Genomic DNA, 11,833 nt, shown 5'->3' with positions numbered 1-11,833 from the left:
GCGCAGGCGCTCATCTCCATCTTCGCTCCGCTCCTCGCTCGTTCCTCGCTTCGATGCTCACTCATTGCTGATGGCTCTTCGCGCAGGCGCTCATCTCCATCTTCGCTCCGCTCCTCGCTCGTTCCTCGCTTCGATGCTCACTCATTGCTGATGGCTCTTCGCGCAGGCGCTCATCGCTTTTCGCTCCGCGCCTCGCTCGTTCCTCGCTTCGATGCTCACTCATGCCGCGACGCCGATCAAGGTCAGCGCCTGCTCGACAGATGCTCCGTCATGCAGCACGGCCATCAGGGCATTGGTGATGCCGGCCGGGTCGCTGTGCTGGATGATGTTGCGGCCGTAGACGATTCCGCTCGCTCCCTGGGCCAGTACGTCGGTGGTGCGCTGGAGCAGGACGTCATCGGCCACCCGGCCGCCGCCGCGGACCAGCACCGGGATGCCGGAGGCCACCTCCACCACCCGGTGGTACTCGCCGATCTCGTCGCTCGGGTCGGCCTTGATCAGGTCGGCGCCCAGTTCCACCGCCTGGCGGACGAGTGAGGTGATCCGCTCGATGTCGCCGTCGACCAGGTAGGCGCCGCCGGAGTTGTTGGCGCGCATGACGAGTGGTTCCACCATCAGGGGGATGGCCAGCTTCGTGCACTCGGACCGGAGCTTGAGCACGTTGCGGATGCACTGCTCCTTGAGCTCCGGCTGTCCCGGGATGTCGAAGATGTTGACCACCAGGCAGGTCGCGTCCAACTGGGCGGCGGTCTCGGCCGCGTTCTCGATCGGGATGCTGAACACGCGCTCGGGCAGCTCCGCGCCATAGACGTTGGCGACGTCGGAACGCAGCACCAGGCTGGGCTTGAACCGACCCGGGCGGCTCTGCAGCAGCCGGGCCTGTCCGATGGTGAGCTGGATGGCGTCCGGTGCGGCGTCCACCAGGGTGTCGATGGCCGCCGTCATGTCGGCGATACCGTCCAGGAACGAGGGCTCCCCGAAGAATCCGTGGTCGACCGCGACATCGAGCAGGCGGCCCGATCTCGGGTTGAACAGCCGGTTGATCTTGTACTGGATCACTGTTGCTCTCTTCTGTTTCGGTGAGTGTCAGTCGTTGTACCGGTGGAGCACACGTCAGGCGGAGCGGTGGTTCTCCGACCGCTCCGACCCGCGCCGGATCGTGATGGCCGGCAGGATGATCTGCTGGGGTGCGCTCTGCAGACCACCGACCCTGGCCAGCAGCAGTTCAGCGGCGAGCCGACCCATGTCGGCCACGCTGTGCGTGACGACCGTGACGGCCGGCTCCACCAGGGTCGCAGCCTCGAAATCATCGAAACCCACGATGGCCAAACGAATTCCGAGCTCTCGGAAGGCGCGTAGGGCCCCCATGCTGGCCCGGTTGTTGGCTGCGAAGACGGCGTCGACCTCGATGCCACTCTGCAGCAGAGCCACCATCGCGGCAGATGCCTCGTCGGTGGTCCGGACGCCATCGATGGTCAGCGCCGGGTCGGGCCGGAGCCCGGCCGCGGTCAGTGCGGACAGATACCCGCGATGACGGCTGGCGATGGTGGGCAGCACCAACGCCTCTCCGACGAACGCGATGTTCCGCGAGCCGCCCTCGAGCAGTAGTGCCGTCGCGTCCCGGCCGCCCTGTTCGTCGTCGGCGACGATCGAATCGGCGATGATCTGCGGGTCATACCGGTCGAGCACCACCAACGCCGGGATTTCCCGCGCCAGGCCGGGCCAGCGTGCACCCGGATCGCTGGGTGGCACGACGATGAGCCCGTCGACCCTGCGCTCGATCAGCTGTTCCACCAGGCGGCAGAACTGATCGGGATCCTCCTCCGAACTGGCCGCGAGCAGCAGCATCCCGGCGGCGCGGAGGCCGAGTTCCACACTGCGGGTGAGTGCGGCGTAGAACGGGTTGGCGACGTCCTCGATGATCAGGCCGACGAGCTGGGAATGCTGTCCCGGACGAATGCTGGCGGCCGCCAGATTGCGCCGGAAGTTCAGTGCGGTAATGGCTTCGGCGATGCGAGTGGCAATGCCCTGATCGATGTTGGTCTCGCCGTTGACGAATCGACTGACCGTCTTGAGGCTGACCCCGGCTGCTCTGGCGACGTCCGTCATGGTGGCCCGCCGGCCATTGGCTGCGATCCGCACGGCCACCTCGTCTCCTGAAAACAACGTTGTCTCAGTCAGTTTGCTGCTCCGGCTGCGCGCTGTCAACCGCAACTTCCACCACCGCGCCTTCGCGGTCGTCGGCAACTTCCGGCCGACGACGATGGAGAGCCTGCACGGGGGTAGAGCCCACCAGTCGTACAGGAGGTGTCGAACCACCGGCACCGACAGGATCAATCACGCACGCAGGGCAGAATCGAGCAGGTGCACCCCCAGGAGCAACACGAACGATCGGTTCTCGTCGTAGCCGGGCCGGCGGGCAGTGGCAAGAGCACCCTCGGCCGATCCCTGGCCGCGGCTACCGGGGGACTGCTGCTGGACCAGGACATCGCCACCAACCCGTTGATGGCGCAGTTGGCGCGGTTGGTCGGTGCCGGCGACGACCTCGATCATCCCCGGCTCCGGGGTCCGGTCCGGCAGGCCCGGTACCAGTGCCTCATCGACATCGCCGTCGACAACGGCAGACTCGGCCGCACCGTGGTGATGGTGGCGCCCTTCACCGCCGAGAGCGCCGACCCGCGGCAGTGGGCCGAGCTGGTCCGGCAGCTCTCCCCGGCGCCGGTGCATCTGGTCTGGGTCACAGTGCCGCCCGAGGTAGCGGTGGCCCGTCGGCGCCGGCGCAATCTGGCGCGGGACCGCGCGGCCGCCCTCGACGCGGTTCCGGTAGCGACACCCGACCCGGTCGTTCCCCACGTCGCGGCGTCCGGATCGGCTGACCCCGAGTTCGAGGGCTTCAGGGTGCTGGAGTTGCTGCGTTCCCAGCCGCCGGCCGCCCCGGAGCCCTCGCCGGCACGGGATTGATCTCCTCCGCGTCCGGCGCGCAGGGCGGGTGCGCGACCCGGGCTAGGGTGTCGTTCGTGACGCAGCGATGGGCCTACCTGGGGCCCGAGGGCACCTTCACGGAGCAGGCCGTCCAGTCGATCCTGGCCCGCAATCCCGACGTCCCGGTCGATCTGGCGCCCTCGGCGGGGGTATCAGCGGCGCTCGATCAGCTCCGCTCGGGTGAGGTCGACGCGGCGTGCGTCCCCCTGGAGAATTCGGTCGAGGGCGCCGTCCCGCTCACCCAGGACGAGTTGACCCACGGCGAGCCGCTCGTCATCACCGCCGAGGCCTTCGTGCCGGTGACCTTCGACCTGCTGGTCCGTCCGGGTACGGACGCCGGTGCAGTCCGGACCGTCGGCTCGCATCCGCACGGTCACGCGCAGGTGCGGGACTGGCTGGCCGAGCATCTTCCGTCCGCCGAGATCGTGATGACCCCGTCGACGGCGGCCGCTGCAGCCGCGGTCGCTGCCGGCGAGATCGACGCCGCCGTCGCGGCCCCCGTCGCGGGCTCCCGTCACGGACTGACCGTGTTCGCCCACGACATCGGGATCGTCCGCGATGCCACCACCCGCTTCGTCCTGCTGCGCCGCCCCGGCCCGCCGCCGGCGCCGACGGGCAACGACCGGACCTCGTTGATCGTCTCGGTCGACAACCAACCCGGGGCGCTGCTGAGCGTGCTGTCGGAGATCGCCAACCGGGGCATCAACATGACCCGCCTCGAGTCGAGGCCCACCAGGAGCAAGCTCGGCGAGTACGTGTTCCTCATCGACACCGACGGGCACATCGCCGAGCCCGCCATGGCCGACCTGGTGGCCGCGTTGATCCGGCGCTCGGTGATGATGCGCTGGCTCGGTTCCTACCCGCGGATGGTCGGGACCAACGTGCCGGCACCGGATTTCGCTACCGACGATGCCTACGATGCTGCGGCCCTTGCGGTGTCGGATCTCCGCACCGGACTCTTGCGGGACGGCGGCTGATGCGGCTCTTCCTGATTCGGCACGGCCAGACGCCGTCGAACGTCCTCGGGTTGCTGGACACCGCACCGCCCGGTCCCGGCCTGACGGAGCTCGGTGTCGGCCAGGCCGCGGCCGTTCCCGAGGTGCTGGCGGGAGAACCGATCGAGACGGTTTTCGCCTCGACGGCTCGTCGGGCCCAGCTCACCGCAGCTCCGCTGGCGGCCGCTCTCGGACTCGAGATCGTGGTGCGGCCCGGACTGCGAGAGGTAGCAGCCGGCGGCTGGGAGATGCTGGAGGACGACACCTCCGTGCACGCGTACCTGCGGGTGATCGGCGGCTGGATGGCCGGCGAACTGGACGAGCGCACACCTGGCCCGACCGGTGAGAGCGGGCGAGAGGTGTTGCAGCGCTTCGACGACGTCGTCGACGAGATCGTGGCGTCCGGCGTCTCGGGCGCCGCGGTGGTGGCCCACGGCGCCGTGAACCGGCTGTGGGCCTCCCTCCGCGCAGACAACCTCGACGACGAGTTCGGCGCCGTGCACTCTCTGCGGAACACCGGGATCGTGGTGCTCGAAGGCGATCCCGGGCGCGGATGGATCGCCGAATCCTGGACCGGCGCGGAGATCGGTGAGCCCACCACGACGGCGGCGTCCGACCCGGAAGGCGGAGCGTCGACCGAGGACCCCTTCGACGATCCGATCCCGGTCCCCGAACACCCCTGACCTGGATCGGCCGCGGCCGACCCGTCCGGCACGTCCACCACGTCCGATCCGGACGGCTATCCTCGACCGATGAGTGGGCCGGGCATCCAACCCAGGGACCTGCGGGTCTCCGACGACGAGCGATCGCACGTCCTGACGCTGCTCGAGAAGGCCACCGGGCGTGGGCTCATCAATCTTGCCGAGTACGGCCGACGGTCGGAGTTGGTGGTGGCTGCACGAACCAGAGCCGATCTCAACGCCGTGCTGATCGACCTGCCCGGCCTGCAGGTGGCCGGTCGCAGCGTGGACGCCGCAGCCGAGGCCACCGCTCGCAGGGGTCCGAATCCTGGCTACTCCGGAGCACCGGCCGCTGCCGCCGGCGACGGCGTGATGGAGCTGACCGGGTGGGGATCCCGCTCGTTCAAGGGACACTGGCTCGCTCCCGCGCACATCGTCATCGGCGGTTTCGGTGCCGGCACCACCCTGGACTTCAGCCGGGCGACCCTGACCAGTACCCAGGTCACCGTCGAGTTCCGGTCGAACTTCGGCGGTTCGACCCAATTGATCCTGCCGCGCGGCGGGTCGGTCCGCTTCGACGGACTGTCCATGCGAGGAGGGAGCGTGAACAACAAGATCCCGCCGGGTGGGGCAGGCGTGCTCGATCTGCTGCTGACCGGCACGAAGAAGGGTGGAGCGGTCACCATCCGTCAGGCCAGGCAGGGAATGTTCGGACGGTAGCGACGTGCTCGGTGGGGCGCGCCCGAGAAGGCTGGGGTCACGCGTGGGACGCCGCCGGTCTAGGTTGGTGGTCCGGCCGCTGCCCCATCCCTACGGCCCGAAGGGGCGATCTCGTTGCACAGCAAGACCTCGATGATCCAGGACCGGCTTCGCCGGGTGCTGAAAGAACGGGTCGGGCCGGCGGTGCACTCCGCCGTCGCCGAACTCCAGGTCGAGGCCTGGCACGTCGGCGGGGGACAGGGTGAGCCGGTAGCGCCGGCGCAGGCGCTGTCGGAGAGGGCGGTGGCCCGTGACTACGGGCCGTTCCGGGTCGGCGATCCGTGGGGACCGGCCTGGGGAACCACCTGGTTCCACCTGACGGGCACTGTGCCGCCGTCAGCCGCCGGCGAGAAGGTCGAGCTGCTCGTCGATCTCGGGTGGGCTGATCACTCGCCGGGCTTCCAGGCCGAGGGCCTGGTCTACCGGCCGGACGGCAGCGTCGTGAAGGGGCTCAATCCGCGTAACGGGTGGATCCCGGTCACCGACAGCGCAGCCGGTGGTGAACCGATCGACCTGTACGTCGAGGCCGCGGCCAACCCGATGATCCAGAGTCCGGCCGGTTACGTACCGACTCCGCTCGGCACCATCGAGACTGCCGGCACTGCCCCCCTCTACCGGTTGGTGCGCGCTGAGATCACCGTCCTGCAGGTGGAGGTGTACGAGCTGGTCGCCGATCTCGATGTACTCGACCAACTGATGCGGTCGCTTCCGGAGTCCGATGCCCGGCGGTTCGAGATCCTCTACGCCCTCGAGCGCGGCATGGATCGGATCCGCCTTGACGACATCGCCGGATCGGCGGCTGCGGCCCGCGCCGAGCTGGTTGGCGTGCTGTCCTCACCGGCCGTGCCTGCTGCGCACCGGATCAGTGCGATCGGGCACGCCCACATCGATTCGGCCTGGCTCTGGCCGGTCCGGGAGACCGTCCGCAAGGTGGCCAGAACCGCATCCAACGTGGTGCAGCTGCTGGACACCCATCCCGAGCTCGTCTACGCGATGTCCTCGGCGCAGCAGTACAAGTGGATCGAGGAGCAGCGGCCCGAGGTGTTCGCCCGGGTGGCCGAGCACGTCCGGGCGGGCCGGTTCGTCCCGGTCGGCGGCATGTGGGTCGAGTCGGACACGAACATGGTGGGCGGCGAGGCCATGGCACGGCAGTTCCTGCACGGTCAGCGCTATTTCCTCGACCGGTTCGGGATGACCTGTCGTGAGGTCTGGCTGCCCGACTCCTTCGGCTACACCGCTTCGCTGCCGCAGATCGCCTCGCTGGCCGGGTGCGAATGGCTGCTCACCCAGAAGATCTCGTGGAACAAGGTGAATGTCTTTCCGCACCATACGTTCTGGTGGGAGGGTATCGACGGCACCCGGATGTTCACCCACTTCCCGCCGGTCGACACCTACAACGCGGAGCTGTCCGGCGCGGAGCTGGCGCACGCGGCGGAGAACTTCCGCGAGAAGGGCGCGGCCGGGCGCTCTCTGGCGCCGTTCGGGTGGGGTGACGGGGGTGGTGGACCGACCAGGGAGATGTTGGCGCGCGCCGTCCGCACGGCCGACCTCGAGGGCTCGCCGCAGGTCGAGATCGAGTCTCCCGCAGTGTTCTTCACCGCGGCGCAGGCGGAGTACCCGGATGCCCCGGTGTGGGCGGGCGAGTTGTACCTGGAGATCCATCGCGGCACCTACACGTCGCAGGCGAAGACCAAGCAGGGCAACCGGCGCAGCGAACATCTGCTGCGGGAGGCGGAGCTGTGGTCGGCAACAGCCGCGGCCAGGGGTTTGCTCGACTACCCCTACGAAGCGCTCGACCGGCTGTGGGAACTGGTGCTGCTGCAGCAGTTCCACGACATCCTGCCGGGTAGCTCGATTGCCTGGGTGCACCGTGAGGCGGTGGCCAATTACGCCGCGATCGCCGGCGAACTCGAAGAGTTGATCACCGATGCGATCGACGCCCTCGCCGACGACCCCGACCAAACCGACGACTCCGACCAAGCCGACGCCGGGCCGGTCGAGTTCAACGCCACTCCCTTCGTGATCAACGGCTTCCCGTCGCTGGGCGCTGGGCCAACGGCGCCGGTGACGGCGCCGGTGAACGTCGAGCAACTCGACGACACCGTGATCCTCGACAACGGTGTGCTGCGTGTCGTCGTCGACGAGTCCGGCGTGCTGACGTCGATCCGGGACCTGCGGGTCGGCCGCGAGATCGTCCCGTCCGGCGCGGTCGCCAACCTCCTGCAATTGCACCCGGACTTCCCGAACGAGTGGGATGCCTGGGACATCGACGAGCACTATCGCAACACGGTCACCGATCTCGTCGACGTGCAGGACTCGGCGGTGATCACCGAGAGCACGGGCGCGGTGTCCGTCCGTATTGCCCGGAGCTTCGGGAAATCGACGATCGTCCAGGAGATCCGGCTGGCGCCAGGTTCCGCACAGGTCGATTTCGGGGTGGACGTCGAGTGGCACGAGCGGGAGACCTTGCTGAAGGTCGCCTTCCCCGTCGACGTGCACACCGACCATGCCGCTTTCGAGATCGGGTTCGGCCACCTCAGCCGGCCGACTCACCAGAACACCAGTTGGGACGCGGCGAGATTCGAGGTGTGCGCCCACCGGTGGGTGCACGTCGCCGAGCCCGGCTACGGCGTGGCGATCGTCAACAACTCTACGTACGGGCACGACGTCACCCGACATTCCTCGGTCGGCGGTGGCACCTTCTCGACGGTGCGGCTGTCCCTGCTGCGGGCTCCGCGGTTCCCCGATCCCGAGACCGACCAGGGCCACCACGCCCTGCGGTACTCGTTGGTCGCGGGCGCCGATGTGCAGGATGCGGTGCGGGCCGGTTACGCGATCAACCTGCCGCCGCGACGGGTGCACGGTGGTGGCGCCGTTGAGCCGCTCGTCGACCTGACGGGCCCCGGCGTTGCCGTGGTGGAAGCGGTGAAACTGGCCGACGACCGCTCCGGTGACGTGATCGTGAGGCTCTACGAACCATTGGGTGCGCGGTGCTCGGTGGGCCTTGCGGCGTCGTTCCCGATCGCCGGGGTCGTGCTCACCGATTTGTTGGAGCGCCCGGTCGACGGGGCCGGGACGCTGGTCGCAGCGTCCGGTCCGGACGGGAAGGGCACGACGACGATCAGCCTGCGTCCGTTCCAGATCGTCACGGTGAGGTTGGTCGTGGGACAAGGATGATCGGCTGATGCTCCTCGGCGCGCCCGTCGACCGACTAGATTCTTTGGTAGTCGAAGGTGGGGCGCGGTAGCAGTGCAGCCGGGCCGCAGCCCCGGCTGCGTCCGTCCGTCGGCCTGCTCAGATCGGGAGCCTCATTGTCCACGCCAGCCATCCTGGCCAAGGGCCAGAACGCGCCCCTTTCCGCCCGCTCGATCCTGGTCACGGTGGATCTCGGCGCGCCGGTCGATCTGTCCGCCCTGCTGGTGACCGCCTCGGGCAAGGTTCGCACCGATGCGGACTTCATCTTCTTCAACCAGCCCGACGGTCCGGGGGTGCGCTGCCGCCGGCCAGAGCCGGGCCGGCCCTGGCGGATCGAGATGGATCTGCCGCAGGTGCCGGCGCAGATCGATCAGGTGCGGGTGGTGGTCGCCCTGGAGAACACCAGCGGCCGCTTCGGTTCGTTCGCCGCGCCGGTCGCGAAGGTTTTCGACGGCGCGGGCGCACTGCTGGTCCAGTACGAGGCGACGGGGTTGTCAAGCGAGAGCATCGTCATCGCCCTCGAGGTCTACCGCCGCGGAGCCGACTGGAAGGTTCGCGCCGTCGGGCAGGGCTACGCCGGCGGGCTGGCCGAACTCATCACCGACCACGGGGTCTCCGTGGACGATGCGGGACAGTCGGCGCCCCCGGTGCAGGCTCCGCCGCACCCCGCCCAGCAGTACCAGCCGCCTGCGCCGCCGCAGCAGTACGCGCGGCCTGCGCCGCCGCCGCCGCCGCCGCAGTACGCGCCGCCACCGCCGCCGCAGCAGTACGCGCCGCCACCGCCGGCCCAGCAATACCAGCCACCCGCGCCGTCCGGGTATCCCCCTCCGGCGCCCGCCTACCCACCGTTGGCTGGTCCGGCCTACCCACCGTTGGCTGGTCCGGCCTACCCACCGTTGGCTGGTCCGGCCTACCCACCGCCGGCCCAGGCCGCTACGCCACCGCCCTCCGGCGAGGTGTCCCTCGTCAAGGGCCGATCGGTGAGCCTGACCAAGGGCCAGCGGGTTTCGCTGCGCAAGGAGGACGGTGTCGCCCTCACGATGGTCCGGATGGGTCTCGGCTGGGACCCGATCAAGAAGCGAAGTGTCTTCGGCAGCCGGGAGATCGAGATCGATCTGGACGCCTCGGCGTTGATGTTCGCCGACCAGCAACCCGTTGACGTCGTCTTCTTCAACAACCTGCAGTCCAAGGACGGTTCGGTACAACACTTGGGGGACAACAGGACCGGCGCCGGCGACGGGGATGACGAGTCGATCGTCGTCGACCTGACGAGGGTGCCGGCCCACGTCACCGCGATCGTGTTCATCGTGACCTCCTACGAGGGTCAGACCTTCGAGCAGGTGGCCAATGCCTTCTGCCGCTTGGTGGATCACACCAACAACGGAGAGCTGGCTCGCTACACCCTCGGTGGCGGAGGGGCTTTCACCGGAATGGTGATGGCCAAGGTCTTCCGCGAGTCGGGCAACTGGAAGCTGCAGGCGATCGGCGAGGGCATGCAGGCCAGGACGCCGATCGATGCCGTCCCCCAGCTGGGTCGGTTCGTGTAGTGCGTCAGCTGTCCAAGGGCGAGAATTCGTCGCTCCCGACGCGGCGGGTGTCCATCCGCGTCACTGCGGCGGTTCCGGTGGACGTCTGCGCACTGCTATTGGGAGCAGACGGAAAAGTCGCCACCGAAGGCGATTTCGTGTTCTACAACCAGCCGAGCGCCACCGGCGTTGTGCTCGCCGAGCACGGTGTCGATCTCGACGTGGAGGCGTTTCCCGCCTCGGTCGAGCGGGCCATCTGTGCCGTCAGCGTGGACGACGTGGCCCACCCCTTGACGGTCGGCGTGACGCTTACCGCCGCGCTGATCGGACCCGATGGTGTGCCGTTGTTCGAGTTCAGCCCGTCCGGGCTCGCGGGGGAGCGGGCGGTCATCGTCTTCGAGATCTACCGACGCCAGCAGGAGTGGAAGGTCCGCGCGGTCGGGCAGGGTTACGCCGATGGATTGGCCGCTCTCGTTGCGGCGCATGGGGTCGAGGTCGAGCCGGACAGACCTCGAGAACCGGTGATTGCCACGGCGACGATGCCGCCGGCGCAGCCGGTTTCCCGTGGGCCCGGCGCAGCTCCGCCGCCGCCCGGCACCTCGGCTCCAGAACGGCAGATGCGTGTGCTCACAGCGATCTTCGAGGACGCTGCCCGTTCGGCGGCGGCCTACCGCTCCGCAGTCACCTTCGCCGAGCAGCGGCGCGAACGCGAGCTGGACAGCGTGTTCGACGATCCCCGACTCCGCGAGACCGCCAGTCCCGCAAGACAGCTGGCCGACGAGAGATACGCCGAACTCGTCATGCGCGCAACGGCGGACCATCGCCGCGACGTCGATCACCTGGCGAACGAACTCCGCGAGCTGACCGGGTCCTTGCCGGCGGCGCTGGCACCGTGGGACGCCCCGGTATGGAATCGGCGCGAGTTCGGCGCAGCCGCCGGGGTCCGCGCGGGGCAGTTGCACCTGCCCGAGGCGCCCGATCTGAAGATCCCGCTGGTGCTCGGTCTGCCCCTGCGGCGTCCGCTGTGGCTGCACGGCTCGCATGATGACGCGTCCGCCGGAATGCTGTGGGGCCACTCCTCGCCGACCGCCGGAGACGGCTCCGCCGACGGCGGGCCGATCGGGATGGCGAGGGCGCTGATCATGCGACTGTTCGCCGCGGACAGCAGCATTCGCCTGCATCTGTGCGATGTCGACGGCAGTCTGGCCGCTGCTCTCGGGCACCTCGCCGGTCCGGCCGCCGGTCTGCTCGGCGCGCCCGTTGCGCGAACCCGGGAGCAACGTTCGGAGACACTCCGGGTTCTTGCCGAGCGTATTGACCTGCTCGAGATGGCCCGCAGTGCAGGTGCTCTGGACGAGCTCCCGCTCGCCGACACCACGGTGCTGCTGGTGATGACGGACGTCCCGGTCGGCTTCGACGAGGCCGATCATCAACGACTGCGGTACCTGGTCGAGCGTGCCCCAGCCTCCCGGATGCTGGTCCTGCTGCTCGGCGACCCGCACCAGGCGGGGGCGTCCATCGAGGTGGCAAGGGCCTCGCTCCGCCTCGGACCCGAAGTGGGGGAGGACATTTCGGACGGCTGGGTCGGCATGGCGTGGACGTTCACGCCCGACTTCGGACCGACCGACCCGGCCTCGATCGTGTTTCGAACCTGATACGAAGGTGTCTGGCGGGGTGCGGCGAAGCGAAAACTCCT

General features: G+C 68.9%; 9 protein-coding genes. 7 read left to right on the top strand and 2 right to left on the bottom strand.

Annotation, left to right across the window (positions count from 1 at the left end; translation table 11 throughout):
• Window positions 1-219 precede the first annotated feature (219 nt).
• Together ABIB25_RS22020 and ABIB25_RS22015 are read right to left on the bottom strand one after the other, a co-directional pair.
• Window positions 220-1,059, bottom strand: a complete 840-nt coding sequence (locus ABIB25_RS22020) for a class I fructose-bisphosphate aldolase (protein ID WP_354530665.1) — start codon at window positions 1,057-1,059, stop codon at window positions 220-222.
• A gap of 54 nt (window positions 1,060-1,113) precedes the next feature.
• Window positions 1,114-2,148, bottom strand: a complete 1,035-nt coding sequence (locus tag ABIB25_RS22015) for a LacI family DNA-binding transcriptional regulator (RefSeq protein ID WP_354530664.1) — start codon at window positions 2,146-2,148, stop codon at window positions 1,114-1,116.
• Between the two features lie 216 nt (window positions 2,149-2,364).
• Here ABIB25_RS22015 and ABIB25_RS22010 point away from each other — a divergent pair, with 216 nt between their 5' ends.
• The 7 genes from ABIB25_RS22010 to ABIB25_RS21980 all read left to right on the top strand — a co-directional run bounded on the left by ABIB25_RS22010 (window position 2,365) and on the right by ABIB25_RS21980 (window position 11,792).
• Window positions 2,365-2,961, top strand: coding sequence for a P-loop nucleotide/nucleoside kinase family protein (locus ABIB25_RS22010; RefSeq protein ID WP_354530663.1), 597 nt, complete (start codon window positions 2,365-2,367; stop codon window positions 2,959-2,961).
• Window positions 2,962-3,017: 56 nt separating this feature from the next.
• Window positions 3,018-3,959 (top strand): prephenate dehydratase, encoded by a 942-nt coding sequence (pheA, locus tag ABIB25_RS22005; RefSeq protein WP_354530662.1) that lies wholly within the window; start codon window positions 3,018-3,020, stop codon window positions 3,957-3,959.
• The gene (locus tag ABIB25_RS22000; protein ID WP_354530661.1) at window positions 3,959-4,660 is read left to right on the top strand and encodes a histidine phosphatase family protein; all 702 of its coding nucleotides are present in this window, start codon (window positions 3,959-3,961) and stop codon (window positions 4,658-4,660) included. The genes pheA and ABIB25_RS22000 overlap by 1 nt, the downstream gene beginning before the upstream one ends.
• A 69-nt stretch (window positions 4,661-4,729) precedes the next feature.
• Window positions 4,730-5,377, top strand: a complete 648-nt coding sequence (locus ABIB25_RS21995) for a DUF1707 SHOCT-like domain-containing protein (protein ID WP_354530660.1) — start codon at window positions 4,730-4,732, stop codon at window positions 5,375-5,377.
• 114 nt (window positions 5,378-5,491) lie between these two features.
• Window positions 5,492-8,593: an alpha-mannosidase gene (locus tag ABIB25_RS21990; RefSeq protein WP_502919877.1), complete on the top strand. Its 3,102-nt coding sequence runs from the start codon at window positions 5,492-5,494 to the stop codon at window positions 8,591-8,593.
• Window positions 8,594-8,727: 134 nt separating this feature from the next.
• A complete protein-coding gene (locus ABIB25_RS21985) occupies window positions 8,728-10,158 on the top strand; it encodes a TerD family protein (RefSeq protein WP_354530659.1) in 1,431 nt (476 codons plus the stop codon).
• The gene (locus ABIB25_RS21980) at window positions 10,158-11,792 is read left to right on the top strand and encodes a TerD family protein (protein WP_354530658.1); all 1,635 of its coding nucleotides are present in this window, start codon (window positions 10,158-10,160) and stop codon (window positions 11,790-11,792) included. The genes ABIB25_RS21985 and ABIB25_RS21980 overlap by 1 nt, the downstream gene beginning before the upstream one ends.
• Window positions 11,793-11,833: the final 41 nt, after the last annotated feature.

Origin of the sequence: Nakamurella sp. UYEF19 (genome assembly GCF_040546275.1) — a bacterium.
Lineage (GTDB): Bacteria > Actinomycetota > Actinomycetes > Mycobacteriales > Nakamurellaceae > Nakamurella.
Note: the sequence above shows the minus strand (reverse complement) of the source record. Positions and strands in the feature narration are given on the sequence as shown.